We start from the raw sequence: 24,451 nt of genomic DNA on the forward strand, positions 1-24,451 counted from the left end.
GGAATAGGGAGTCTGATGTCCTAAAAGCCAAGGCGTTAACCCTGGCTGTCTCGATATGAATAACGAAAATTGAAAAAAGCGGCCCTTAAGCCGCTTCAGCCTCTACTGGCTGACGGCCGCGGCCTCGCCGTCCATCATGTAAGGATTGTTGACCAGAACGTTGGCGCCGGGCGGCAGGCCCAGTTCCTGGAAGGTCCATTCCATCTGCACCCCGCCCCGGACCGGACGGCTGCAGCGATCCTCGTCCAGACGACGCAGGGTGATGACCGCCGAATCCTTGAGCTGGGTGATGAAGGGCTTGACGTCGCTCTTGTCGGTGCAGCCGTTCGAGCTGACGCGGAACACGGCCAGATCGCGGGTGAAGGCGGCGGCGTGGATCGGCTCCAACTGCCCCGGCATGCCCTCGGTCCGCACCAGGGTGCCCGGCTTCGAGGCGCACCCGGCCAGGGCCGCGACGGCAACGCAGAAAGCGATCCGATATCTCATCTCGGCCTCCTGCGGCTCGATCCTGACAGCGAGGGGCAACATGCCTTGGTTTGGCCCAAAAGGGAACCGCCGCTGCGTCTGATTAAAAAAGAGGCCCCGGCGAGCCGGAGCCTCTTTTCTTGTCTTGAACCACGACCCGACGGATCGGGCGGGATCGTCGAACTTACGAGGAGTAGTATTCGACGACCAGGTTCGGCTCCATCTTCACCGGATAGGGCACATCGGACAGTTCCGGCACGCGGCCGTAACGGACCGAGAAACCACGATCGCCCAGTTCCAGATAGTCAGGCAGATCACGCTCGCTCGACTGCTGGGCTTCGAGCACCAGCGCCATGTTGCGCGACTTTTCCTTGACCTCGACGACGTCGCCAACCTTCACGCGGTACGAACCGATGTCGACCTTCTTGCCGTTGACGGTGACGTGGCCGTGCGAGACGAACTGACGGGCGGCCCAGACGGTCGGCACGAACTTGGCGCGGTAGACGATGGCGTCCAGACGCGATTCCAGCAGACCGATCAGGTTTTCCGAGGTGTTGCCCTTGCGACGGGCGGCTTCAGCGTAGGTCGCCGCGAATTGCTTCTCGGTGATGTTGCCGTAGTAGCCCTTCAGCTTCTGCTTGGCCTTCAGCTGCAGACCAAAGTCCGAGACCTTGGACTTGCGGCGCTGGCCGTGCTGGCCGGGGCCGTAGGAACGCTTGTTGACGGGAGACTTGGCGCGACCCCACAGGTTTTCACCCATGGCCCGGTCGAGTTTGTACTTGGCGCTATGGCGCTTGGACATGTGTCACTCTTCATCATGATGCGGCCCGGCTGCTCCCCGATTGGAGCGGCGATCTCAACGGCGGTCCACGCATCGTCCGTAATGGACATCGCGCCTCGGGCGAAACCCGGTGCGAGAAGGCCGGGCTTATGAAGGCGACGGCCCCTGGAGTCAATGTCGGCGGCCTCTCCTCCTAGATGACAGAAAGGAAACTTGAGCCTGAAGCCGCTGTTCGTGCAGTTGCCGCCGATAAGAAGAAACGACTCGGGAGGCCCTCGGCATGACACGCAAACCCTGGCTCACGGCGGCGACCCTGGCCGTTCTGGCGGCGACGGCGGCGCAGGCGCACGACGCGAACCGGCCCGCCGCCCTGGTGGTCTCCGGGCGGGTCATCGACGGCTCGGGCGCGGCGCCGATTATCGGAGGGCGGGTGGTGGCCGTGGACGGCGTCATCACCTGCGTCGGCCGCGCGGCCGACTGCCCGACGCCGCCCGGCGCAGCCGTCATCGACGCCGGCGACGGCAGCATCATCCCCGGCCTGATCGACCTGCACGTCCACCCGCGTCCGCACTACTACGGCTGGTTCCTGGCTTCGGGCGTGACCACGGTGCGGTCGGCCAACACCACAACGGAGATGGCCCGCGCCCTGAACGACCTGCCCGCGCCGCACGCGCGGCTGGTCTGGGCCGGGCCGATGCTGGACGGCGAGAACAGCATCATCAAACGCTTCTATCCCGAGGCGACGCCGGACGCGCCCTCGCCCGCGCGCGCCGCCGACGGCCCCTCGCTGGAAGGGATAGAACTGCTCATCGCCGCGACGCCCGCGCAGGCCGTCGCCGCCGTCGACGCCCTGGCCGCAGAAGGCGCCGACTGGGTCAAGCTGTACGAGCAAACGCCGCCCGACGCCTTCGCCGCCGCCGCCCGACGCGCGAAAGACCTGGGGCTGCCGACGATGGCCGACCTGGGCATGGCCTCGACCCGCGGCCTCAGCGGCGCCGAAGTCGACCTGCTCCAGGCCGCCGCCCTGGGGCTGGACAGTCTTGAACACGCCAGCGGCGCGGCCCTGGCCTATCGCCGGCTGGGCGGCGATCTGGAGGCGGAAAGCCTGGATCCGGCGCTGATCGATCAGATGGCGCGCGCCCTGCTGGCGGCGGATACGGCGCTGATCCCCACCCTGTCCGTCTTCCATTTCACCGCCGAGACGCAGTCGCCCGATCCGGTGCTGACCGATCTGCCGCTGGGCGATGCGGCAGGGACGGTCCGCGACGGTCTGGATCAGCAATGGCGCGGCGTGCATCAGCATTTCCACGCCGATGCCGAGAGCAACAGCAAGGCGAGGCAGGACGCCCGCGTCGGCGCGGCCGTGGCCCTGCGTCTGGCCCAACTGGGCGGCCGCATCGGCGCCGGTTCGGACACGCCCGCCGGCGCCTACAACCTGCCCGGCGGAGGCCTGCACCTGGAGATGGAGCTGATGACCCGCGCGGGCCTCAGCCCCCTGCAGGCGCTGTCGGCCGCGACGGGAACGGCGGCCGACATCCTGAAGCGCGACGACATCGGCCGCATCGCCGTGGGCCGCCGCGCCGACCTGCTGATCGTCGAGGGCGACCCATCGCGCGATATTCGCGACACGCGCCGCCTGCGCCACATCGTTCTGGACGGCCGCGCCTATGCGCCGGACGCCCTGAAGCGTCAGGCGATCACGGACGGCGAGGCGCGGCTGGCGGCGCTTCTGGCGGAAGAAGGCGACTGAGCGCCGATCAGACGGCGGGCCCCGCCTCCGCGACCCAGACGTAGCCCTCGCCCCGGCGCTCGATCCGACCCAGGCCCGGGAAGGGGAAGTGAACGCCGTACAGACGCAGCCGTTCGGTCGCGCCGCGCTCAAGGATCTCACGCCGTGTCGCGGCCCCCGCAGCGCGGTCGCTGTCCCAGACCAGGGCCAGGTCGGGACGAGGAACCGAAATGATGGAGCTGTGCAGGGCGTCGCCGAGATAGAGCAGACGCTCGGAGCCGGAGGCGATTTCATAGCCGGAGTGGCCCGGCGTGTGCCCCTTCAACGGCACGGCGCGGATCGAGGGCGTGACCTGCGCGCCCGGCTGGAAGGTTTCGACCTTCGACTTAATGGCCGCCACCAGAGGCCCGGCGCCGTGCGCTTCGGCGCTGGCCTGGGCCGCGCCCCATTCCGGCGCGCTCATGCGGATCACCGCATTAGGAAAGACCAGGGTGCCCTCGGCGTCGACCAGGCCGCCGACATGGTCGCCGTGGGCGTGGGAGATCAGAATATCCGTCACCTGCGCCGGTTCGACGCCCGCAGCCCGCAGCGAACCGACCAGCAAATTGGCCGTCCCCATCTGACCGCCCGCCCCGGCGTCGATCAGCACCACGCGATCGCCGTCGCGCACCAGCAACGGCTGCACCGGCAGATGGACCGCGTCCGTCGGCGCGCCGCCCGCCGTCAGAAGGGCGGTGATCTCTTCAGCCTTGGCCCCGGCTTCGACCCATGGGGTTTGCGCCACCGGCACGACGATCTCGCCGTCCCGCAGAGCCGCCAGCTTCAGCTCGCCCACCGTAAAGGGACGCACGTCGGGCGAGGCCGCGGCGACGACCGCCTGTCCTTGCCCCTGTTCGTCGGACTTGGGCTGCTGCTGGCAGGCGCCGGCGCCGATCAGAAGACCCAGCACAAGCCCCGAAGCGGCCAGTTTCAAATATGGAGTCATCCTCGCCCCCCGAAAGAAAAACGCCCCGCCGGGATCGGCGGGGCGTCTGGTCTGCATCAGCCCTTGGCGGCTTCGTACAGTTCGTTGACCTTGTTCCAGTTCACCACCGACCAGAAGGCCTTCAGGTAGTCGACCCGGCGGTTCTGGTACTTGAGGTAGTAGGCGTGCTCCCACACGTCGGCGGCCAGCAGGACGGCGCCCTTCTCGGCCGCGTCGTCCATCAGCGGGTTGTCCTGGTTCGGGGTCGAGGTGACCTTCAACTTGCCGTCCTGAAGGATCAGCCAGGCCCAGCCCGAACCGAACTGACCGGCGCCGGCGGCGTCGAAGTCAGCCTTGAACTTGTCCATGCCGCCCAGTTCGGCGTCAATCTTGGCGGCCAGTTCGGCCGAGGGCTCGCCGCCCGCGCCGACTGGGGCCAGCAGCTCCCAGAACAGGCTGTGGTTCCACACGCCGCCGCCGTTGTTGCGGATCGGCTTCGGCAGCTTGGACATGATCGCGAAGATGTCTTCCAGCGACTTGCCCTGCGCCTCCGGCGTGGCGTCGACGAACTTGTTCAGGTTGTCGACATAGGTCTGATGGTGCTTGTCGTGGTGGAAGGTCATCGTCTCCTTGTCGATGGCCGGCTCCAGCGCGTCATAGGCGTAGGGCAGCGGGGGCAGGGTGAAGGCCATGGGAGACTCCTCTTTACGGCGTTTGATTCCTCTGGACCCTATCTAGGGCCGCGCGCGCCAGACCCAAGCCTTGAACGTCGCCTTTGTTCACAATTCTTGAGGCGAAACCGCTTTTCGGAACCGAAAGAGCGAAACAGCCGTTTCCCGAACGCCCCAGACCCTCTTTTCAGGTCGCTTACTCAGGGGGATGCGTCATGCCTGATCGCGCCTCTTCGCGAAACGCCCTGCTGTCGGACGTCGAAGCCGAAAGCCTGCGCTTGCAACTGCTGGAAGTGATTCCGCGCCTTCGCCGCCATCACCTGCTGGACCTCGCCGACACCCTGCATGAGGCCGCGCGGGAACGCCGTTGGTCGCCGGAGGAACGGCTGGACATGAGGGCCTGACGCCCTCGCCCGTCGTCAGCCCGCGTGCAGTTCCTGCTTCACCCGTTCGGCCAGGGTCTTGATGTCCAACGGCTTGGGCAGGAAGGACACCCCGACCTCGTCCTGCAACAGATCCGAGAAGTCGCTCTCGGCATAGCCCGAGATGAACATGACAGGGGCGTCGCCCAGGAAGGGCCGCGCCTTCCTGAGCAGCGAAGGCCCGTCCAGCCCCGGCATGATGACGTCCGAAATCAGCATGTCGATCTGGCCCGCCCATTCCTCGGCCAGGATCAGGGCCTCCTCGCCATCGGCGGCCTCGATCACCTCATAGCCGCGCTGGCGCAGCAGGCGAGCGGCGATGCCGCGCACGGCGGCCTCGTCCTCCACGAACAGAATGCGGCCCGCGCCTGACAGGTCGCGCGGCGCCTTGACGACCTTCTCGACCGCGGGCGCCTCGACCAGTTCCTCAGCCGTGGCGGCGGGCAGGAAGATGCGGAAGGCGGCGCCGGCGCCGTCCAGATTGGCGACGGTGATGTGGCCGCCCGCCTGCTGGGCGATGCCGTAGACGGTGGCCAGACCCATGCCCGTCCCCTCATTCACCGCCTTGGTGGTGAAGAAGGGCTCGAAGATCTTATCCAGCAGGGCCGTCGGCACGCCTGGGCCGGTGTCCGACACCTCGATCAGGGCGACCTCGTCCGTCGCCTCGCGCCAGCCCATGTCGCGGGCCTGAGCGCCGGTCAGACGGCGGGTCTTGATCGTGACCACGCCGGCGCCGGGTTCGACCACGCCGCGCATGGCGTCGCGGGCGTTGACGGCCAGGTTCATCACCGCCGTCTCCAACTGGCTCTTGTCGGCCAGCACCAGCGGCAGGTCGCGGCCGTAGTCGGTCTCCAGCCGCACGTCCTCGCGCAGCAGGCGGCGCAGCAGGACGGCGAACTCGCCGACCAGTTCGCCCAGGTCCAGCCGCTCGCGTCGCACCGTCGACTTGCGCGAGAAGGCCAGCAGCTTGCGCACCAGATCAGCGGCGCGGATGGCCGTCTGGCGGATCTCGTTCAGCCCCTCATAAGAGGGATCGCCGACCGGGTGGCGCTCCAGCAGGCCCGACAGTTGCAGTTGGATCGCCGTCAGCAGGTTGTTGAAGTCGTGCGCGACCCCGCCCGCCAGCTGGCCCACGGCCTGCATCTTCTGGGCCTGCGACAGCTGCAGCTCCATCGACTTCTGCGCCGCCACGTCGAACAGCCAGACGCGGCGCCGATCGCCTTCGGGCGCGACATAGAGGTGCAGCTGGCGATCCGGGTGGGCGCGGGCGATCAGCTCGATCGGGCCGGACGACCCGGCCTCCAGCTTGGTTCTGGCCTCGGCCACGCCCGCCGGGTCGAACAGATGGCCGAAGGCGGCGTCGCCCGAGGCCGCCGGGCCGGTCAGCAGGGCCAGGGCCGCGTTCGGCTCCTCGACCCGGCCCGCGAACAGGTCTTCGCCGCCGATGACGGCTGAGCCGAACGGCGCGCCGGCGGCCATGGCCCGCGCCTCGCCGGTCGGGGCGGCGGGCTGGGGCGCGGCGGGCGCGGACGGCGCCAGCGGCAGGACGGCCTCCGGCGCGGCGCGGACGAGGAAGCGCCCCTGCCCCGCCTGGCCGATCAGCACCTCGATCTCGCGCGCGCCGATCTGGACGATGGCGCGGCCCTGATGCCCCTCGCGCGCCTGGGCGAAGGCCATGTAGAGGGCCTGAGCGGACTTACCGCCCCCCTTGCCGGCTCTGGGCAGGGTGGTGACGGTCCCGTTCTCCTCGGCCCAGGCGGCGTTATAGGCCAGCACCTGCCCCGACGGCTGCACCAGGGCGGCGGGTTCGGCCATGGCGTCCAGCATCTCGACCGCCGCATCGCCCGAGGCGGGCCGCCGCTCGGACCGGCCGAACGCCGACAGCCAGATCAGCGCCGTCGCCCCCGCTGCGAAGATCAGGATCAGCCCCGGCGCGGTGAAGGCGCTGGCCCGGAACGCCGGATAGGCGATGGCCGCGATGGCCAGGGCGAAGCCGACCGCCATCGCGGCCAGCCACGGATCGAAGCGCGGGCGGCCGGCGATGCTGGTCTTCTGGCGGTCTTGCGGTCGGGAAATGGTCATGGCGTCTCGCCCGCGCGAATCAGGGTTCGTCAGCATACGCCGTTCCTCCGCCGTCGCCTTCATCGCCGCTTCCTTTGCTGCATGACGAAGCCGATGACCTTGGCGGCCGCCTCGAAATGTTCGCGCGGGATGACGCCGTCCACCTCGACCGCCGCATAGAGGGCGCGGGCCAGGGGCACGTTCTCGACGATGGGCACCTTGTGCTCCCTGGCCACCTCGCGGATGCGCAAGGCCAGGGCGTCCACGCCCTTGGCGACGCAGACCGGCGCGCCGTCGCCCTTGTCCGGCTCATAACGCAGGGCGACCGAATAGTGGGTCGGGTTGGTGATGATGACGGTGGCGTCGGGTACAGCCTGCATCATCCGCTGGCGGCCGCGCTGCATGCGGATCTGACGCAGCTTGGCTTTGACGTGCGGGTCGCCGTCGGACTGTTTGAAGTCTTCCTTCAGCTCTTCCTTGGTCATCCGCATCCGCTTGGCGAAGCGCATCCGCTGCCACAGATAGTCAGCCCCCGCCGTCAGCGACAGGAAGACCAGGGCCGACAGCATCAGCGCCAGCGCCAGATCGCGCGCGAACGGCAGGATCATCGCCGGGCTCATGGCGGCCAGGTTCTCGAGCTCGCGCGCGTGAGGCTTCAGCACCCACCAGCAGACGGCGCCGATGGCGACCAGCTTGATGAAGGTCTTGAGGAACTGCACCAGGCCGTCCGGGCCGAAGATGCGCTTGAAGCCCTCCAGCGGGTTCACCTTGGACCACTTCGGCTTGACCTTGTCGGCGGTGAAGATGAGGCCCGACTGAGCCAGATTGCCGCCGACCCCGCCCAGGATGACCGCAAACATCAGGGCCGCCAGGAACGGCGCCGCCGCCCAGACGGCGTGCATGCCGATCTCGACGCCTCCGCCCGCCTCCAGCCCGCCGATCATGGCGTGCGGCTGGGCCAGGAAGGGCGTCAGCGCCTCGGCGATCCGAGTCGAGAACCAGCCGCCGCCCGCCAGCAGCACGCCGGCCGCCCCGGCCAGAGACAGGGCCGCCGCCACGTCCGGCGACTTGGCGACATCGCCCTTTTTCCGCGCCTCTTCGAGTTTTCGCGGGGTGGCGTCTTCTGTTTTCGACTCGGGATCGGGGCCGTCAGCCAACGGCGCCTCCCGTGAAGAAGGCCGCCACCGAACGGTAGCGGTCGATGAAGACGGTCCCCACCACGCCCAGGCTGAGCGTGAACACCGACAGGCCCAGGATGACGCTCAGGGGCGCGGCGGCGAAATAGACCTGGAAGCTGGGCATGACCCGCGCCACTAGGCCCGAGGCCAGGTTGAAGATCAGGGCGAAGACCAGAACCGGCGCCGCCAGTTGCACCCCGAGCATGAAGCTCTGGCTCAGGGTCTTCACCGCCATCTGGGTGAAGTCCGACACGATCAGCGGCTTGGCAGGGGCGATGGCCTCATACGAGCCGACCATGCCGCCGATGAACAGGTGATGGGTGTTGGTGGCGAACACCAGGGTCACGCCCAGCAGCATCAGGAAGGCCGACAGGGTCGTCCCCGGCTGGGCCTGCAGGGGGTTGGCGGTCTGGGAGAAGCCCAGCGTCGTCTGCAGGGAGACAATCTCGCCCGCCGTGGTCAAGGCGGTCATGAAGCTGCGCAGGATGGCGCCGATGGCCAGGCCGGTCAGCACCTCGCGCATCACCCAGCCGACGGTGGCGCCCAGGGTCGCGGGCAGGGCCGGCAGGCTGGCGCCCACGATGGGCCACAGCGCCAGCGACAGCACCAGCGCCAGCGACAGGCGCACCCGCGGCGGCACATAGGATTCGCCGAAGCCCGGCAACAGCATCAGGATCGCGCCGACGCGCGCGAAGATCAGCCCCCCGGCCCAGACCTGTTCCGCCGTGGCGTAAGGCTCCATGTCCCTGCCCTACAGCCTCGCCCTACATGCCCGCGATGCGGGCGGCGATCTCGCGCATGAAACCGCCCAGCAGCGCGCCCATCAGCGGCAGGAACAGCAGCAGGGACACGAAGATGGCGATGATCTTGGGCGCATAGACCAGGGTCTGCTCCTGGATCTGGGTCAGGGCCTGGAACAGGCCGATGGCCACGCCGACCACCAGGGCCACGATCAGGGCCGGCAGGCACAGCTGGATCGTCAGCCACAGGGCGTCGCGACCCACATCCAGAACTTCCGCGCCGCTCATCGCCGATCCCCGAAGCGCCCCGAACACAAGCACGGGACAGTGGGCAGAAAATGCCGACAGGATGGTTAACGCGACGTTAGGACGATGAAATGAGACCGATGTTCCGGTCGATGCCCCTTCATGCGATTGACAACGGCGGCGACTAGACGAACGGTTTCACCCTCCCCCCGATCAACGCCTGAAGGATGCCTCATGAAACCGTTCCTGCGTCTCGCCTCCGTCCTGACGATCGCGACCTCGGCCTTGCTGGTCGCCGCGTGCGACAACAAGGCGCCGGAACAGACTGAAGCGGCGACGGCTCCGGCCGAGGGCGCCCCGGCCGCCGCCGGTCCCTTCGACGTGAACAGCGTGGCCCTGTCGAGCGCCAGCCTGGGCGACTTCCCCTATCTGCGCCTGCCCGACGGCTACAAGCCGCAGAACAGCGAGGCGCACGACTTCGCCAACTTCCCCTTCTGGACCGGCGCCCGGTTCGAAATGATCGAAGGCCGCGTTCATCAGACCCAGATCACCAATGACACCGGCAAGAGCTTCTCGCGGCTGGAGCTGCTGCGGAACATGGAGCACGCGCTGAAAGAGGCGGGCGCCGTTCGCATCTTTGACGGCCAAATTCCTAATGAAGCCGCCCACGCCCTGCCCGAGGCGGTGCAGATGGCGTCCCTGAACGGCATCGGCGACATCTATAACGGCCCGTCGCAGACCTGGGTGATCCGCCAGGCGGACCGCACGGTCTGGGTCCACCTGTATGTCGGCAGCGCGCAAGGCTCGATGGCGGTGGTCGAGGCCAAGGCCCTGGCGCCGACCGCCGGCCTGCTGCCCGCCAGCGAACTGGCGCGCAAGATCGCCGCCGACGGCCGCGTCGCGGTGCCGGTCGAGTTCGCGCTGGACAAGGCCGACATCCTGGACGCCTCGCGTCCTCAGATCGACGCCATGGCCCAGATGCTGAAGGACGAAGCTGGCCTGCGCCTGTCCGTCGAGGGCCACACCGACAACACCGGCGCGCCCGCCCGCAACCGTCCGCTGTCCGAAGAACGCGCCCGCGCCGTGGTCGCCGCCCTGACGCAGCAGGGGATCGACGCCAAGCGGCTGGAGGCCAAGGGCTTCGGCGCCGACAAGCCTGTGGCCGACAACGCCAGCGACGAAGGCCGCGCCCGCAATCGCCGCGTCGAACTGGTCCGCCTGCCCTGATCGGGGCAGAAGCCGTTTTAAACAGCGGCGCCGTTTCCAAAACCTGTGCAGGGGAGGTATGCAGCCTGTCATGAGCGACCAGACCCCCTCCTCCCCCGCCGTTTCCCAGGAAGAAGCCGAAGCCGCCGTCCGCACCCTGATCCGCTGGGCCGGCGACAATCCTGCACGCGAAGGCCTGATCGAGACGCCCAAGCGCGTGGCCAAGTCCTATCGCGAGCTGTTCCAGGGCTATGAAGTCGAACCGCGCGACTATCTGGAGAAGACCTTCGAGGAGGTCGGCGGCTATGACGAGCTGGTGGTCCTGAAGGACATCCGCTTCATCAGCTTCTGCGAGCATCACATGCTGCCGGTGGTGGGTAAGGCGCACGTCGCCTATCTGCCGACCGACCGGGTCGTCGGCATCTCCAAGCTGGCCCGCGTGGTGCGCGGCTACGCCCGGCGCCTGCAGATTCAGGAGAAGATGACGTCCGAGATCGCCAACGCCATCCAGGACGTGCTGCGCCCCCACGGCGTCGGCGTGGTCATCGAAGCCGAGCACAGCTGCATGACCATGCGCGGCGTCGACGTCCCCGGCGCCAGCCTGTCGACCAGCTGCCTGCTGGGCGCCGTTCGCGAAGACCCGCGCACACGCGAGGAATTCCTGCGTCTGGTGCGAGGATAAGAGATCCTGCCCTCCTTCTCCCCGTGAGAAGGAGGGCAACGGCCCCGTTCTTGCGTAACAGCATTCGAACAAGGGGGTCGTGATGCTGCAGGCTGTATTTTCGTCCCGGAATGAACCGCCGCCAATCATGCGCGGAGGCTGGCTGGACGCGCTGCGTTTCATCGTGGCCGCCCTGATCATCCTGCATCACTTCCAGATGTCGGCGCCCGTCCCCCTGGCCGAAGGGCTGCATCCCGTGTTCGAGCGCGGCGGCTTCCTGCTGACCAACTTCTTCCTGATCGACAGCGGATACGTGCTGATGCGGGTCTATGGCCGCGCGGTCGGCTCGGGCCGAATGTCCAAGACCGACTTCTTCATCAAGCGGGCCTTGAGGGTCTATCCGGCGCATCTGATCGTGCTGGGCCTGCTGGTGGCGCTGGTGCTGGCGGCGACCGCCGCGGGCATGCCGCCCAGCCATCCCGAGTGGTTCGCCTGGGATCAGCTTCCCGCCCAGGCGGCCCTGTTGCAGTCGTTCGGCGTGCACGGCGGCCTGGGCTGGAACGCCCCGACCTGGTCGATCTCGGCCCTGCTGGGCTGCTACGTCGCCTTCCCCTTCGTGCTGCGAGGTCTCAGCCGGATCGGGCCGTGGACGGCGCTGATCCTGGTCATCGTCGGCTATCTGGCCGCCAATGAACTGAGCTGGGCGATCCTGAAATATCCCGTCTATCAGATGCCGCTGAACCTGGGCATCTGGCGCGCCCTGCCCCTGTTCATCCTGGGCATGGGACTGGCCTGGTTCGCGCAAGGCGTGTGGATCAACGCCCGCATCGCCGGCTGGGCCGGGGTGCTGGCCGCCGTCGGCCTGGCTGTGGCCCAGTATTTCGACAAGAACGCCCTTCTGTCGCTGGTCTTCATCTCCGTCATCATCCTGGCGGCGGGCGCCGTGCCGACCAAGCGGCCGTCGAAGCTGGTCGAGGCGGCGGCCATGGTCTCCTTCTCCATGTTCATCTCGAACGAAGTGGTGCGCATCGCCTGGTTCGGCCTGGCCGAGGCCTTCGCCGACAAGCTGGCGCTGGGCGAGGCCTGGCGCTGGGGCCTGTGGGCTCTGGGCGTGCTGGCGGCCTTCGTCTTCGCCTTCGGCCTGCACTATCTGATCGACCAGCCGATCCAGAACCGCATCCGCGCCTGGCTGAAGGCGCGCGGCAAGGGCGCCGCCGTCAGCCAGCCGGTCGTCTCTCTGGAGGGCTAGGCCCCGCCCGCGCCGCCGACCAGGTGCAGGATGTTGCCGTCCGGATCCTTGAACCAGGCCAGACGCAGCGGCCCGGCGACATGGACATCGCCGTCATGCGCCATGCCGTCATAGCGTTCAAAGACGACGCCCTTGGTCTTGAGATCGGCGACGATGTCGTCCACCTCGACGCCCACGTCCCAGGTCACGGCGTTGGCCTGGTTCGTCCCGGCGAAGTCCGAGCGGTAGACCGTCAGCCAGGTGTTCCCGGTGCGATAGCCCAGCACCCCGTCCATGCCGGTGTCCGCCAGGTTCAGACCCAGCACGTCGGAATAGAAGGCCCTGGCGCGCTCCAGATCCTTAACCGCAACGATGGCCGAAGAGTTCTTGTCCTTGAGCATGGTGTTTCTCCCGTTCCGAGAGACAACCATCGGCGCCCAGGGTCGATCCCTGCGAGGCGCGACAAAAAAAGACGCGGAGGTCGCCCTCCGCGTCTTCTTCTTTTCACGAACCAGAAGGTCCGTAAGGCCTTAGAGGAGCTTGAGATCCACGGCCGAAGTCTTGCCGCGCTGGGTTTCCAGCTCGTACTCGACCTTGGCGTTGTCATCGAGACCCACCAGACCCGCCTTTTGCACGGCGGTGATGTGGACGAAAACGTCCGCGCCGCCCGTGTCGGGTTGAATGAAGCCGAAGCCCTTCGTGGGGTTGAACCACTTGACCGTGCCGGTCGCCATATTGCGTCTCCGTAAACGCGCTTTTCCAGGCGGACGTCCTAGCAGGATCGCCCGTCAGCCCATCTGGACAAGCTCGTTCAGGCGAAGGAGCAAGACGCGGGTTTGGACCCCACGTGAAATCCGGACTGCGGCGATGTTGTCACCCGACTATCCACAGCGGTCAACTGTAAAGCGAAACCGAGCCGACAGGCTTTACAGTTAATTTCGCCGCGACGCGCGCAGCTTGCGCTTCTTGGCGCCCAACCGACCACGCACCGACGCGCAGTGATGAGGTCCGACGACTGCACATGGCCGAACAGACGACGTTCCGCCCCGTGCAAACACCGAAGAAACGCCGCTCCTGAAGCGCAGAAGCGGCTATAGCGGGCTCAGATACCCAGCATTTCCATAGCCATGGCCTGACAGGCCGGGCCGCCGCGCCCGCCGTCGTTGGACAGGCCGAAGACGGCCCGGCCGCCCGCCGGATCGACCAGGGCGATGGCGTGCCACAGGGTGTTCGAGCCCTCATGCGCGATTACGAGCCCCTTGGCCCACGGCTGGGGCGGCAGGACGATCCAGCCATGGGCGTAGTTGCGCCCTTCGCCCGGCGTGACGAGACGCCGCACCGTCTCCGGTTTCAGCCAGCCGCCGCCTTCGGTCAGGAAGACCTGTAGAAAGCGGGCGTAGTCGGCCGCCGTCATGTGAACCGTGCCCGCCGGGCCGAGCGCCAGAGGATTGTCCGAACCCGGATCGACCGGGTCCATCGACACGGCCGTCTCGCCCATGCGGCGGTGCCCCCAGGCGTTGTCGCTTCCAGCCGGCGCGCCGAACCCCGCCGAGGCCAGGCCTAGAGGGCCGAACACCTCGGCCTGCATGGCCTCTTCCCACGAGCCGCCGGTGACGGCCTCGATCGCCGCTCCGACCAGCACATAGTTGGCGTTGCCATAGGCGAACGCCCCGCGCGCGCCGGACGGCGGAGCGGCCAGCGCCTTCTCGACGATGGCGCGGCGCTGTGCGGGCAGGGATTGAGGGTCGGCGCGGGCGGTCATCAGCCAGGCCATGCCCATGACCGCCTCGTCCTTCAGCCCCGCCGTGTGGGTCATGAAGTCGTCCAGCGTCGCGCCGTCCCAGCCCGCGTCGATCGTCAGGTCGGGAAAGGCTTCAGCCAGCGGCATGGCCCGGCGCGCCCGTCCCTGCTCGACCAGGCGGGCGAACAGCGCCGCCGTCATCGCCTTGGTGTTGGAGCCCAGGTGCCAACAGTCGTCCGTCGTCGCCGGATCGTCCCCTCCCGCGCGCCGCACGCCGCGCACACCGGACCAGGTCAGTCCTTGGGCCGTCACGACCCCGCCCGCCAGGGCGATCGGCTTGACCCCGTCGAAGGCCGTCGTCAGGGCGGCGTCGAACGCTCCTTCGCCTTGGGCGCGCGCCGCCGATGGCGCGACTGCGGCCGCGGCGCCGACGGCCAGGACATGACGACGATTGATCATTTTCGGCTCCTTTTGCGTTGCACCCTGAACGGCAAGGCTGGCGACGCCAGTGAATTCGCCGCAAGGTTGGTCGATCGCGACACAAGGACACGCCCATGGCCAAGGACGACTACGCCGACATCCTGGAAGCCCTGCAGATCCAGATGGTCGAGACCCAGGCCTGGGCCATCGAACAGGGGCTGAAGGTCGTCATCGTCTTCGAGGGGCGCGACGCCGCCGGCAAGGACGGGGCGATCAAGCGGATGACCGAATACATGGCCCCGCGGCAGACGCGCGTCGTCGCCCTGCCCAAGCCGACCGAGCGCGAAACGACGCAATGGTATTTCCAGCGCTACGCCGCCCATCTGCCGGCGGCGGGCGAGATCGTGATCTTCAACCGCTCCTGGTACAATCGGGCCGGGGTCGAGGCGGTCATGGGCTTCTGCACGCCCGAGCAGCATGAGCGCTTCCTGCACGACGCCCCGCATTTCGAGCGGATGCTGACCCAGTCGGGCGTCATCCTGATCAAGCTGTGGCTGGACATCAGCCGCGACGAACAGGCCCGCCGCCTGGAGGAGCGCGTCGACCACCCGCTGAAACGGTTCAAGGTCTCGTCCCTGGACGCCGAGGCCCAGGCCCGCTGGAGCGCCTATTCCGCCGCCCGCGACGAGATGCTGAAGCGCACGCATCTGGACTATGCGCCCTGGACCGTGGTGGCGACGGATCAGAAAAAGACGGCGCGGCTGAACATCCTGCGCCATGTCCTGCGCCGCCTGAACCGCCCCGGCCTTGAGTGCAGCGAGCCGGACCCGTCGGTGGTCTTCTCCGCCGATGAGGCGAAAGGGCGGCTGGCGGAATAGGCCTCTTCAGCCGCCGAACAGCCGCCGATTCTTGTCGATGAAAGCGCGCATGGCCCGCACCAGCGGCCCGCCCTGGCGCCCTTTCAGATAGGCCCAACCGGCGCCCGCCCCGATCAGGGCGCCGATGGAATCCACGATCAGATCCCACATGGTGTCGACCAGGCCGGACTTCTGGGTGTTGAGGCCGAACACCTGGTCCAGCATGAACTCCCAGATCTCCCACAGGGCGCCGATGGTCACGGCGAAGCAGAAGGCGAAGAAGGCCACCGTCAGGGGCGCGGCCTTCAACTGGCGGCCCTGCACCAGCATCAGCATTAACAGGGCGCCGACCAGGCCGAAGGCCACGGCCGAGCCGCCGTGCAGCACCACGTCCCACCACCAATAGCGCTCGTAGAAGTCGCCCATCTCGCCCAGAAACAGGGTGGCGCACAGGAAGACGGCGATCGCGGTGACGAAGCCGATCGGCAGGTTCAGCCCGATGCGCGGCGCCAGCCAGAACGGAATCAGGGTCAGCAGAAACGTCCCGGCGCCGACGAAGGTGACGCTGAACTCCCCGGTCAGGAAGCCCCCGACGGCCGCGCCCAGCAGCACCAGCCAGGTCAGGGCCAGCAACCAGGGAAATGGGGGCTTCGTGCGTATCGTCATCCGTCTTGTCCGACCGGCTGCTGTTTCTGGCGATCGAGCCTAGCGGGACGATCCCGGCGCGCAAGCGGGGTCTTCACGCCCAGCAGCAGGCCCAGCGGTCCCAGGCGGCGCGCGACCTCATAGGCGGCCCAGCAGCCGCTGAAGGTGACGGCGATCAGCAGCCCCGCCTCCAGCCCCTGCGGCAGAGCCAGCTTCGACAGGTGGTAGGCCGCGACCACGGTGATCGTCTGGTGCACGATGTAGAAGCAGAAGACGCCGCCCGTCAGATAGCGCAGCCACGGCCCGCCCCGGTTCAGATAGCGCGCGCCATAGCCCAGCACGGCGGCGATGAAGGCCCATTGGTCGATGGCGTAGATCAGTCGCATGGCGGCCCTCAACGCCTCAGGCGGGGTTCCCGCGTCGCGATAGGTCCAGGCATAGGCCGCCCATCCCGCCCAGGCGCACAGGGCCAGGATCAGCGCCGGTCGCCGCAGCCGCTCATAGGCCGCCTTCAGCACCGCCGAGCGCATGCTGAGAAAGCCGAACAGGAAGGCGCTGAACGACACCGCGTGGTTGTACCAGTCGTCGGTCAGGGCGTGGGTCGTCGGGAAGAGGCGAGCCAGGGTCCAGCGCAGCAGGAACAGCCACAACACCGGCCAGATCAGCAGGCCCCAGCCCTTCAAGGCGCGCTCCAGCCCGGACTGGATCACAGGCAGCCAGCCGCGTCCGAACGCCAGCAGCCCCGCCAGCACCAAGCTGTAGATGAACAGATAGGCCACGAACCACATGTGGTTCCACGTCGGCGTGATCAGGCAGCCGTCGGCGTCGCACCAGCCGCCGGACGCTGTAGCGTACTTCAGCCAGAAGTCCGCCAGCCAGGGCGAGCGCGCCGGATCGACCACGCCCAGTCCCTGCGCCGCCTGGACCACTTCGTAATAGGACTGCGGCGGCACGATCACGAACATGGCGAACAGCAGCGGCGGCAGCAGGCGCCAACTGCGCGACCCCGCGAAACGGCGTGCGGCGCCCTTCCCTTCGCGTTGGAAGCTGTCGAACAGGAACCGGGTCGCGGCGCCCGAGACCAGAAACAGCAGGGTCAGCCGCCAGGGATTGGTCAGTTGCATCACCGGCTCCAGCCATTCGACCGGCTGCGGGCTGTTCACATGCCAGTCCCAAGGCACGTAGAACATGCCGACGTGATAGAGGATCAGCAGCATGAAGGCCCCGACCCGGATCCAGTCCAGGTCATGGCGGCGCATCGCTGCGAGGGGTTCGGGTGCGAGGGGTTCTGACGACATGGGCGACCTGAAATGACGGAAACGACGCCATCGGCCGTGCCGCGTGCGCCGCATCCCCGACAAGGCGTTGGGGCCGTTCGGTCGGGTCCGGGGGCCGGATCGCCGCCGGCGGGGACGAGCGGCGCGCCTGTCGGGACGAACGGGGCGGACCGGCGCGACCTGCTGGCCGGGGGTTCGATCCTGCTCGCCGTCACCCTGGCGTTTCTGGTGGTCAACGCCCTGACCGTGCTGGCCGACTGGCCAGGCCTGCGCCCCTGGGCGCCGTGGCTGTGGGAGGGGTCCAGCGCGCTGGCGCTGATGCTGTTGATCTGGCTGCCGTGGCGGGCGGCGGGCGCGGCGCCGTCGTCCCTGCTGCACGAAGGCTGGCGGGCGCGAGGGCGGTTTCTGGCCGTGCATCTGGGCGCCGCCTGCCTCTACAGCCTGCTGCACGTCGTGCTGATGGTGGCGATGCGGCACGGCGTCTACGCCCTGCTGGGCGAGGTCTATGACTATGGCCCGCCTATCGAGCGCTTCGTCTATGAACTGCGTAAGGACATGCTGAGCTACGCCCTGTTCATCGGCGTCTTCTGGGGCGTGCGCAGCCTGCGCGAGGCGCGCGAGACGCCGCTGCGGCCCGTCAGCTTCGACATCCGCGACGGGACGCGGCTGATCCGGGCGCCGCTGGACGACATTCTGGCCGCGACCTCGGCGGGCAACTACGTCGAGTTCGTCCTGGCCGACGGGCGCAGGCCCCTGATGCGCGTCACCCTGTCGGCGGTCGAGGGCGAGCTGGCGCGCTTCGGCTTCGTGCGGACGCACCGGGGCTGGCTGGTCAACGCCGCGCGAATGACCGGCCTGCGGCCTGAAGGGTCAGGCGACTGGACCGTGGAGCTGGGCGCGCTGGAGGCCCCGCTGTCGCGTCGTTACTCCGAGGCGCTGGAGCGGCTGTGCGCCGCCTGACGCCGCATCCACCCGGCGACGCCCAGAGCGCAGACGAGGCTCAACACTGCGCCGACGGCGAAGGTCGCCTGCGGCCCGAAGCCGTCCCACAACAGGCCCGCCGCGACATTGCCCGCCAAGGCGATCAGGCCCGAGATCAGGGCGAACAGGCCGAACGCCGAGCCGCGCAGATGGGCGGGCGCCGCATCAGCGATCAGGGTCATCAGCAGGCCCTGGGAAAAGCCCATGTGCAGGCCCCACAGCGCCACGCCCAGATAGAAGACGACCTGATCGCTCGCCAGCGCCAGCGCCACGTCGGCGGCGGCCAGGAAGATCAGGCTAAGCAGCAGCAGGGAGGTACGGCCGATGCGGTCCGACAGCGCCCCCACCGGGAAGGCGGCCAGGCCGAACACCAGGTGCAGCAGGACGATGGCCGCCGGCGCGAAGGCGGCGGGGACGCCGACGTCCAGCCCCTTCATCAGCAGGAAGGACTCGCTGAACCGCGCCAGACCGATCACCGCCGTCAGGGCGATCATGGTCCAAGTGGCGGCGTCCAGACGCAGCGCACCCTTCAGGCTGGGCGGCTTCTTGGCGCCCTCGTCCGGACGCGGCGGGTCGGACACGCCGCCGACCAGCAGGGCCACGGCCAGGAAGGCTGGGATGGAGGCCAGCCAGAACACCGCCTTGATATCGTTCGCCAGCACCACCATCAGCCCGATCGCCAGCAGCGGGCCGACGAAGCCGCCCACCGTATCCAGCGACTTTCTCAGGCCGAAGGCGCGGCCGCGAATGTCCGGCGGCGTCACGGCGGCCGACCAGGGCGTCGCGCGGGGCGGTGCGGACGCCCTTGCCGATCCGGTCCACCCCCTTGGCCAGCAGCACCCCCTCGACCGAGGCCGCCAGAGGGAAGATCGGCTTGGACAGGGCCGCCAGCCCATAGCCCGCCCACCGCCAGCCACTTGGGCCGCGCAATGCGGTCGGACCAGAAGCCCGACAGGAACTTCACCCCCGTCGCCACGACGACAGAGAAGCCTTCGACCAGACCGATCATCACCGCCGAAGCGCCCAGCCCCACCACCAGATAGATGGGCAGAAGCGTCTGGATCATCTCCGACGAGACATCCATCAGCAGGCTGACGAGGCCCAGAATCCAGACGCTGCGGGGGATGGAGCTGCGAGCCATTCGCGCCAAGTGACGGATAGGGCGCCCCCTGTCCACCCCCGGTCCGGCTCCGGCGAGAAACTTCATGAAACTGCGATCCGACGCGCCCCCTTCACCCGGCGCCGCATGGAGGGCTAAGACGGTGCGCATGAACACAGCCCCGCTTCCCGACGCCGCCGGCCAGAACTGGGTCGACCGCCATGCGCCCGAGCGGCTGAAGCCGTGGCTGAAGCTGGGCCGCTTCGACCGGCCGATCGGGACGTGGCTGCTGCTGCTGCCCGGCTGGCAAGGGATCATGCTGGCGCTGAACCAGTATGACCGACCGTTCGGCGGCTATGAGCTGTGGCTGGTCGTCGGCTTCGCCGTCGGCGCGGCCCTGATGCGCGGGGCGGGCTGTGCGGTGAACGACATCGTCGACCGCGACTTCGACGCTCAGGTGGCCCGCACGGCCCTGCGCCCCATTCCGGCGGGCCAGATCAGCGTCAAACAGGCCTGGGCCTTCGTCGGCGGCCTCAGCCTCATCAGCCTGTGCATCCTGCTGACGATGAACCTGACGTCGGTGCTGCTGGGCGCCCTGTCGCTGGGGCTGGTGGCGGCTTATCCCTTCATGAAGCGCATCACCTGGTGGCCGCAGGCGTGGCTGGGCCTGACCTTCAACTGGGGCGCCCTGTTGGGCTTCGCGGCGGCGACAGGAGGCCTGTTCGCGCTCGGCTGGCTCTACGTCCTAAGCGTGAAGGTCAGCGGGGACAGCTACTGGATGGCCGAGGGCCTGAACCGCATGGGGAACCTCGCCCTGTCGGCGGGGCTGCTCTATGCGGGCGGGATCTTCTGGACCCTGGGCTACGACACCATCTACGCGCTTCAGGACATCGAGGACGACGTCATGGCCGGGGTGAAGTCCTCGGCGCGGGCGTTGGGCGGCAAGGTCAGGGAAGGCGTGGTCGTCTTTTACGTCCTGGCCGTGGCCCTGGCGGGCGCGGCGGGCTACGTCGCGGGCCTGGGGCCTGTCTTCTATGTCGGTCTGGCGCTCTACGCCCTGCATTTCGTCTGGCAGGTGCGGCGGTTGCAGCCGGACGACCCGAAACTTTCCTTGCGTCTTTTCAAATCAAATCGCGATGCGGGGTTGATCCTTCTGGCCGCCATCGCGTTCAACGGCCTAGCTTTCTGATCGAACCGTTCCAAAGGAGCCCGGCATGATCCCTTCGCGCCCCCTTCGCGTCCTTCTCGTCGCCGCCGCCGTCTCGGCCTCGCTCGCCGCGTGCCAACGCAATGAGAAGAAGGAGACGCCCGCCGCGCCGGCCGCCTCCGCCCACGCCGTCGAAGGGCCGCTGAAGTACGACAGCGCCACGCCCTACGCCAAGGTCAGCCTGAGCCTGCCGGAAAACGTGCTGTCCTATCCGGCGCTCTACACCCCGCTGTACCGCGACGAGGTGGCCAAGCTGAAGGAATACGCCGAGGGCGCCCAGGCCGACCGCACCGAAGCCGGTTCGCCGGAAGGGATGCCGCCCTATGAGAAGACCATCGTCTACGGCGCCCCGATCGAGACCGGCCGCCTGTTCAGCCTGATGCGGACCGACTTCGACTATTCGGGCGGCGCCCACCCAAACACGGTCGCCACCGGCCTGCTGTGGGACAAGACCGAAGGCCGCCGCATCGCCGCCGCCGACCTGTTCGCCGACAAGGCCGACAAGACCGGCCTGGAGCGCGCCCTGTGCCAGGCAGTGAACACCGCCAAGACCAAGCGTCCCGGCGCCGAGCCGGTCTCGACCAGCGGCGAGATGTGGGCCTGCCCCAAGCTGAAGGACGTGGCCGTGACCCTGGCGCCCGGCTCGGTTCCGGGTAAGGCGGGCGGCCTGACCTTCCTGCTCGACGCCTATGCGGTCGGTCCCTATGTCGAGGGCGCCTATTACCTGACCCTGCCGCTGTCGGCCTTCCAGAGCGCCCTGTCGCCGGAATACGCGGGCGAGTTCGCGGGCGCCCCGACCAAGGCGGGCGACGTCACCGACGACCTGCGGCTGAAGGCGCCCGCCGCCTGATCCGCGATCAGTCCTCGCGCTTCAGGAAGGCGTCGACCAGGGCGTCCAGCCGTTCGGGCTGATCGATCATGATGAAGTGCCGGGCGCCGTCGACGCGCTTCAGCGTCACGCCCGGCAGGGCGGCGTATTCGCGACTCCACAGAGCGTCGGCCATGGCGGCGGGCGCACCGCCGTCCACGTCCGAGGCGTAGACCGCCCAGACCGGCGTGGTCATGGCCGCCAGGCCGAGCCGCGCGTCGGTCGTCATCACTTCGCGGATCGCCGAGGCCATCGCCTGACGGTTCGAGGCCATCGACCAGTCGACCATGGCGGCGCGCCCGGCCTCGTCGCGCATCATGCCGACAGCGGTGCGTTCCTGCTGAATGCGAAAGGCCGCTTCGTCCGCGTTCAGGATGGAGGCGGCGGCCTGATCGGCGAAGGGCTTAGCCGTCTGCGGCGTGACCTGCGGGCCGAACATGGCGCTGAAGAAGGGCAGGCTGTCGACGCTCATCACGCGGCTGACCGTCTCGGGACGCTGCTGCGCCAACAGAAGACCGCTGAGCCCGCCCATCGAATGGCCGATGACGGCGGGTTTGTTCAGCGTCGCCGCATAGCGCGCCAGTTCATCCACGACAGGCTGGACGAAGGCGCCGTCGCCGTGCGTCCACGCCTCGCCCGCGAAACCGGCCAGTTGCACCAGATGGACGCGATGCGTCGCCGACAGACGCCGGGCCAGCGGCCGCCACACCTCGCGCGATGAGGCGAAGCCGGGGATCAGGATCACGTCCGGCCCCTGCCCCATCACCTCGACCGACAGCCGATCAGAGACGAAGGCGGGCGCCTCGGCGCGGGTCGGCTCGGCCTGGGCGGGAGAGACGATGCTGGCGACACTGAAGCCGAGGGCGGCGGCCAGGATGAAGGCGCGCAGGGTCTTGGCGGGTGCGGAGATCTTGTTCATGGCGTTTCCTTGGTGTGTTGGCCCTGCCCGCTGTTCAGCGCGCAGCAGGGTTCGTCCCTCGAGGCGGCCCCGAAGATGACGGCGATGAAGCGAGACAGGAGAGTAAGGTTTTCCTGACTTTACGCGTCAGGCGTGCGGGTTCTCGAAGATGTCCTCGACCGGCCGCTCGAACAGAGCGGCGATGCGATAGGCCAGATCGAGCGAGGGGTCGTGTTTCTCGGTCTCCAGGGCGTTGACCGCCTGGCGCGACACCCCCAGCGCCTGACCCAGTTGCTCCTGGGTCCAGTTGCGCTCGACGCGCAGCAATTTCAGCCGGTTCTTCATCAGTTCGACGACCGGATGAAGGGCGAAACCAGGCCGAAGGCCGCCCAGAACAACGGATAGATCAGCCAGGCCGGCAGATGCGGCGCCCCGGCGAAGCTCTCGCCGAAGCCCCAGAAGGTCGCGGCCGCCATCGCCAGGCCGGAGGCGATGATGAACTGCTTGGCCGTGACCATGCGCACGAACTCATCGCTTTCCCGCATCAGCGACAGCGTCGCCCAGATCTGGCCGATGACCGGAGCCGCCACGGCCGCCGCCAGAACCCACCCCGCAGGCCGCCCCATCACGCCGTCGAAGGCGTCGGTGGTCATCATCGCCACGCAGATCGCCACATAAGGGACCATAAAGGCGAAGGTCCGCAGGACGTAGCGACGTCCGGCGGGGGTCTGTTGTTTGGAGAGGGTCAACATGGCAGGCGCTCCTGACTTTGTGTAAGGCCAACCTTACACCGCCTTCATGTCATGTCAACCTGACTTTTTATCAGCCTGTCCTGACTTTCTTGCCAGCGCCTTCGGCGGCCCCTAGCTTGTCGTCATGCGTAGCCTTCCCGCCTTCGTCCTGGCCGTCCTGACGGCCGCCGCGCCCCTTGCGGCCCCGGCCGCCTCGCCTGCCCCGCCCGCCGTCGAGCAGGATGTCCGGGGCGCGCGCGACTATGAAGACCTGCCGCGCATGGACGGCGCGCGCATCCGCGCCTGGCGCCAGTTGTCGGTGGCTGAGATCACCCTGCCGACCGGCGCGGTGGCTGAAGGCGGCGCCCCGGAAAACGCCCTGCGCCTGCAGGGCCAGATCAGCCACCTGGACTACGCCATCCGCCCCGCCGTCGCGCCGATCGACATGGCGCGCCACTATGAGGAAGCGTTGCGCGAGGGCGGCTATGAGACCGTCTTTTCCTGCACCGGCATCGCCCGCTGCGGCTCGGGCATGGGGGCGCTGATCCTGCTCAGCGACGCCGTGGCGCCCGCCGGGTTCGCCGACGGCGTGTTCAACGATCAGTTGCGGGTGGTCGTGGCGCGCAAGGGTTCGACCTGGGTGCTGCTGCACATGACGCGCGGACCGGATCGGTCGCTGGTCTATCAGGCCGTGATCGAGGGCGCCCGTGAACTCGACTAGACGGATCGCCGACCCCGCCCGTTTCATCCGCGACAACACCCGTCTTCAGCCCGTCTCGCACACGCCGGAGGTTTCGCTGTGGCTGGCCGATGAGGTCACGCCCATCTGGCGGCTGACCGAGGAGGAACTGGGCGAAATGGGCCTGCCGCCGCCGTTCTGGGCCTTCGCCTGGGCCGGCGGACAGGCGCTGGCGCGCTGGCTGCTGGACCATCCGCAGGCGGTTGAGGGGCGTCGCGTGCTGGATCTGGCGACGGGCTCGGGTCTCGTCGGCATCGCGGCGATGAAGGCGGGCGCGGCCTCGGCGCTGGCCGCCGACATCGATCCCTTCTGCGCGGCGGCGGTGGCGGCGAACGCTGAGGCCAACGGCGTCGAGATCGCCTTCACCGCCGACAATCTGCTGGAGGCCCCGCCCCAGGCCTTCGATCTGATCTGCGCCGGGGACGTCTTCTATGAAGGGCCGATGGCCGCGGCGATGCTGGCCTGGCTGAAGCAGGCGCGCGCGGCCGGGTCTAGCGTGCTGGTCGGCGATCCGGGCCGCACCTACTTCCCGAAAGAGGGCCTCAGCCTGCTGGCCGAATACCGCGTGCCGACGACGCGCGAACTGGAGGACCAGGAGGTCAAGCGCACGCGCGTCTGGTCGCTGGACGCCTGACG

29 protein-coding genes are annotated in these 24,451 nt (G+C 68.3%); 11 read left to right on the forward strand and 18 right to left on the reverse strand.

Annotated features, from left to right (window positions below; genetic code table 11):
• Nucleotides 1–102: 102 nt before the first annotated feature.
• Complete coding sequence (locus FGL25_RS11790; RefSeq protein ID WP_252970149.1) at nucleotides 103–486, reverse strand: hypothetical protein; 384 nt, start codon at nucleotides 484–486, stop codon at nucleotides 103–105.
• 163 nt (nucleotides 487–649) lie between these two features.
• Nucleotides 650–1,267 (reverse strand): 30S ribosomal protein S4, encoded by a 618-nt coding sequence (gene rpsD, locus FGL25_RS11795; RefSeq protein ID WP_003163593.1) that lies wholly within the window; start codon nucleotides 1,265–1,267, stop codon nucleotides 650–652.
• Between the two features lie 259 nt (nucleotides 1,268–1,526).
• Here rpsD and FGL25_RS11800 point away from each other — a divergent pair, with 259 nt between their 5' ends.
• Nucleotides 1,527–2,996 carry an amidohydrolase family protein gene (locus FGL25_RS11800; protein ID WP_138141769.1) on the forward strand — a complete coding sequence of 490 codons (1,470 nt, stop codon included), beginning with the start codon at nucleotides 1,527–1,529 and terminating at the stop codon, nucleotides 2,994–2,996.
• 7 nt (nucleotides 2,997–3,003) lie between these two features.
• On the opposite strand, the gene FGL25_RS11805 is transcribed toward FGL25_RS11800, so the two are convergent.
• On the reverse strand, nucleotides 3,004–3,948 hold the full coding sequence (locus FGL25_RS11805) for an MBL fold metallo-hydrolase (protein WP_252970150.1): 945 nt from the start codon (nucleotides 3,946–3,948) through the stop codon (nucleotides 3,004–3,006).
• 68 nt (nucleotides 3,949–4,016) lie between these two features.
• Complete coding sequence (locus tag FGL25_RS11810; protein ID WP_003163596.1) at nucleotides 4,017–4,631, reverse strand: superoxide dismutase; 615 nt, start codon at nucleotides 4,629–4,631, stop codon at nucleotides 4,017–4,019.
• 194 nt (nucleotides 4,632–4,825) lie between these two features.
• On the opposite strand from FGL25_RS11810, the gene FGL25_RS11815 reads away from it, so the two are divergent.
• Nucleotides 4,826–5,014 (forward strand): hypothetical protein, encoded by a 189-nt coding sequence (locus tag FGL25_RS11815; protein ID WP_138141771.1) that lies wholly within the window; start codon nucleotides 4,826–4,828, stop codon nucleotides 5,012–5,014.
• A 15-nt stretch (nucleotides 5,015–5,029) separates the two neighbouring features.
• On the opposite strand, the gene cckA is transcribed toward FGL25_RS11815, so the two are convergent.
• The 4 genes from cckA to fliQ are packed head-to-tail and all read right to left on the reverse strand — an operon-like array spanning nucleotide 5,030 to nucleotide 9,299.
• On the reverse strand, nucleotides 5,030–7,114 hold the full coding sequence (gene cckA, locus FGL25_RS11820; RefSeq protein WP_290125520.1) for a cell cycle histidine kinase CckA: 2,085 nt from the start codon (nucleotides 7,112–7,114) through the stop codon (nucleotides 5,030–5,032).
• A 59-nt stretch (nucleotides 7,115–7,173) separates the two neighbouring features.
• Nucleotides 7,174–8,250, reverse strand: a complete 1,077-nt coding sequence (gene flhB / locus FGL25_RS11825; protein WP_003163602.1) for a flagellar biosynthesis protein FlhB — start codon at nucleotides 8,248–8,250, stop codon at nucleotides 7,174–7,176.
• Entirely contained in the window at nucleotides 8,243–9,013 is a 771-nt protein-coding gene (fliR, locus tag FGL25_RS11830; RefSeq protein ID WP_003163603.1) for a flagellar biosynthetic protein FliR, read from the reverse strand. Before fliR ends, flhB begins: the two co-directional genes overlap by 8 nt.
• Nucleotides 9,014–9,035: 22 nt before the next feature.
• Nucleotides 9,036–9,299: a flagellar biosynthesis protein FliQ gene (gene fliQ, locus FGL25_RS11835; RefSeq protein WP_003163604.1), complete on the reverse strand. Its 264-nt coding sequence runs from the start codon at nucleotides 9,297–9,299 to the stop codon at nucleotides 9,036–9,038.
• A gap of 192 nt (nucleotides 9,300–9,491) precedes the next feature.
• Here fliQ and FGL25_RS11840 point away from each other — a divergent pair, with 192 nt between their 5' ends.
• The 3 genes from FGL25_RS11840 (at nucleotide 9,492) to FGL25_RS11850 (ending at nucleotide 12,373) form a co-directional block, all read left to right on the forward strand.
• Entirely contained in the window at nucleotides 9,492–10,484 is a 993-nt protein-coding gene (locus FGL25_RS11840; RefSeq protein WP_138141772.1) for an OmpA family protein, read from the forward strand.
• 70 nt (nucleotides 10,485–10,554) lie between these two features.
• Nucleotides 10,555–11,145: a GTP cyclohydrolase I FolE gene (gene folE / locus FGL25_RS11845; RefSeq protein ID WP_138141773.1), complete on the forward strand. Its 591-nt coding sequence runs from the start codon at nucleotides 10,555–10,557 to the stop codon at nucleotides 11,143–11,145.
• 127 nt (nucleotides 11,146–11,272) lie between these two features.
• Nucleotides 11,273–12,373 carry an acyltransferase family protein gene (locus FGL25_RS11850; protein WP_252970151.1) on the forward strand — a complete coding sequence of 367 codons (1,101 nt, stop codon included), beginning with the start codon at nucleotides 11,273–11,275 and terminating at the stop codon, nucleotides 12,371–12,373.
• On the opposite strand, the gene FGL25_RS11855 is transcribed toward FGL25_RS11850, so the two are convergent.
• The 3 genes from FGL25_RS11855 to FGL25_RS11865 form a co-directional block, all read right to left on the reverse strand.
• The gene (locus FGL25_RS11855) at nucleotides 12,370–12,753 is read right to left on the reverse strand and encodes a VOC family protein (RefSeq protein WP_003163610.1); all 384 of its coding nucleotides are present in this window, start codon (nucleotides 12,751–12,753) and stop codon (nucleotides 12,370–12,372) included. The genes FGL25_RS11850 and FGL25_RS11855 overlap by 4 nt on opposite strands.
• Nucleotides 12,754–12,882: 129 nt before the next feature.
• Nucleotides 12,883–13,086 (reverse strand): cold-shock protein, encoded by a 204-nt coding sequence (locus FGL25_RS11860; RefSeq protein WP_003163611.1) that lies wholly within the window; start codon nucleotides 13,084–13,086, stop codon nucleotides 12,883–12,885.
• A gap of 368 nt (nucleotides 13,087–13,454) precedes the next feature.
• Nucleotides 13,455–14,552, reverse strand: coding sequence for a serine hydrolase domain-containing protein (locus FGL25_RS11865; protein ID WP_138141775.1), 1,098 nt, complete (start codon nucleotides 14,550–14,552; stop codon nucleotides 13,455–13,457).
• Between the two features lie 95 nt (nucleotides 14,553–14,647).
• Between FGL25_RS11865 and ppk2 the strand changes: the two genes are divergently transcribed.
• Nucleotides 14,648–15,391: a polyphosphate kinase 2 gene (ppk2, locus tag FGL25_RS11870; RefSeq protein ID WP_138141776.1), complete on the forward strand. Its 744-nt coding sequence runs from the start codon at nucleotides 14,648–14,650 to the stop codon at nucleotides 15,389–15,391.
• A 6-nt stretch (nucleotides 15,392–15,397) separates the two neighbouring features.
• Here the strand turns inward: ppk2 and FGL25_RS11875 are convergent, their stop codons facing one another.
• Together FGL25_RS11875 and FGL25_RS11880 are read right to left on the reverse strand one after the other, a co-directional pair.
• A complete protein-coding gene (locus tag FGL25_RS11875; protein ID WP_252970152.1) occupies nucleotides 15,398–16,036 on the reverse strand; it encodes a hypothetical protein in 639 nt (212 codons plus the stop codon).
• Nucleotides 16,033–17,274 (reverse strand): acyltransferase family protein, encoded by a 1,242-nt coding sequence (locus FGL25_RS11880; RefSeq protein ID WP_138141777.1) that lies wholly within the window; start codon nucleotides 17,272–17,274, stop codon nucleotides 16,033–16,035. The genes FGL25_RS11875 and FGL25_RS11880 overlap by 4 nt, the downstream gene beginning before the upstream one ends.
• 51 nt (nucleotides 17,275–17,325) lie before the next feature.
• Here FGL25_RS11880 and FGL25_RS11885 point away from each other — a divergent pair, with 51 nt between their 5' ends.
• Nucleotides 17,326–18,252: a LytTR family DNA-binding domain-containing protein gene (locus tag FGL25_RS11885; RefSeq protein ID WP_252970153.1), complete on the forward strand. Its 927-nt coding sequence runs from the start codon at nucleotides 17,326–17,328 to the stop codon at nucleotides 18,250–18,252.
• On the opposite strand, the gene FGL25_RS11890 is transcribed toward FGL25_RS11885, so the two are convergent.
• Together FGL25_RS11890 and FGL25_RS17615 are read right to left on the reverse strand one after the other, a co-directional pair.
• Nucleotides 18,216–19,037 carry an MFS transporter gene (locus tag FGL25_RS11890; protein ID WP_252970154.1) on the reverse strand — a complete coding sequence of 274 codons (822 nt, stop codon included), beginning with the start codon at nucleotides 19,035–19,037 and terminating at the stop codon, nucleotides 18,216–18,218. The two genes, FGL25_RS11885 and FGL25_RS11890, sit on opposite strands and share 37 nt — an antisense overlap.
• Nucleotides 19,034–19,414, reverse strand: a complete 381-nt coding sequence (locus FGL25_RS17615; RefSeq protein ID WP_252970155.1) for a hypothetical protein — start codon at nucleotides 19,412–19,414, stop codon at nucleotides 19,034–19,036. Before FGL25_RS17615 ends, FGL25_RS11890 begins: the two co-directional genes overlap by 4 nt.
• Before the next feature lie 127 nt (nucleotides 19,415–19,541).
• Between FGL25_RS17615 and FGL25_RS11895 the strand changes: the two genes are divergently transcribed.
• Both FGL25_RS11895 and FGL25_RS11900 read left to right on the forward strand, forming a co-directional pair.
• The gene (locus tag FGL25_RS11895; protein ID WP_138141778.1) at nucleotides 19,542–20,561 is read left to right on the forward strand and encodes a UbiA family prenyltransferase; all 1,020 of its coding nucleotides are present in this window, start codon (nucleotides 19,542–19,544) and stop codon (nucleotides 20,559–20,561) included.
• A 25-nt stretch (nucleotides 20,562–20,586) separates the two neighbouring features.
• Nucleotides 20,587–21,429 (forward strand): DUF3298 and DUF4163 domain-containing protein, encoded by an 843-nt coding sequence (locus FGL25_RS11900; RefSeq protein WP_138141779.1) that lies wholly within the window; start codon nucleotides 20,587–20,589, stop codon nucleotides 21,427–21,429.
• A 7-nt stretch (nucleotides 21,430–21,436) separates the two neighbouring features.
• Here the strand turns inward: FGL25_RS11900 and FGL25_RS11905 are convergent, their stop codons facing one another.
• From FGL25_RS11905 to FGL25_RS11915, 3 genes are all read right to left on the reverse strand, one after another.
• On the reverse strand, nucleotides 21,437–22,366 hold the full coding sequence (locus FGL25_RS11905) for an alpha/beta fold hydrolase (RefSeq protein ID WP_138141780.1): 930 nt from the start codon (nucleotides 22,364–22,366) through the stop codon (nucleotides 21,437–21,439).
• A 126-nt stretch (nucleotides 22,367–22,492) separates the two neighbouring features.
• Entirely contained in the window at nucleotides 22,493–22,690 is a 198-nt protein-coding gene (locus tag FGL25_RS11910; RefSeq protein ID WP_003163619.1) for a helix-turn-helix transcriptional regulator, read from the reverse strand.
• Nucleotides 22,690–23,097, reverse strand: a complete 408-nt coding sequence (locus tag FGL25_RS11915) for a hypothetical protein (protein WP_138141781.1) — start codon at nucleotides 23,095–23,097, stop codon at nucleotides 22,690–22,692. The genes FGL25_RS11910 and FGL25_RS11915 overlap by 1 nt, the downstream gene beginning before the upstream one ends.
• A gap of 124 nt (nucleotides 23,098–23,221) precedes the next feature.
• On the opposite strand from FGL25_RS11915, the gene FGL25_RS11920 reads away from it, so the two are divergent.
• Nucleotides 23,222–23,797 carry a hypothetical protein gene (locus FGL25_RS11920; protein ID WP_088411225.1) on the forward strand — a complete coding sequence of 192 codons (576 nt, stop codon included), beginning with the start codon at nucleotides 23,222–23,224 and terminating at the stop codon, nucleotides 23,795–23,797.
• A complete protein-coding gene (locus tag FGL25_RS11925; protein WP_095045988.1) occupies nucleotides 23,784–24,449 on the forward strand; it encodes a class I SAM-dependent methyltransferase in 666 nt (221 codons plus the stop codon). Before FGL25_RS11920 ends, FGL25_RS11925 begins: the two co-directional genes overlap by 14 nt.
• Nucleotides 24,450–24,451 lie beyond the last annotated feature (2 nt).

The organism is Brevundimonas vancanneytii, from assembly GCF_901421975.1.
GTDB lineage: Bacteria > Pseudomonadota > Alphaproteobacteria > Caulobacterales > Caulobacteraceae > Brevundimonas > Brevundimonas diminuta.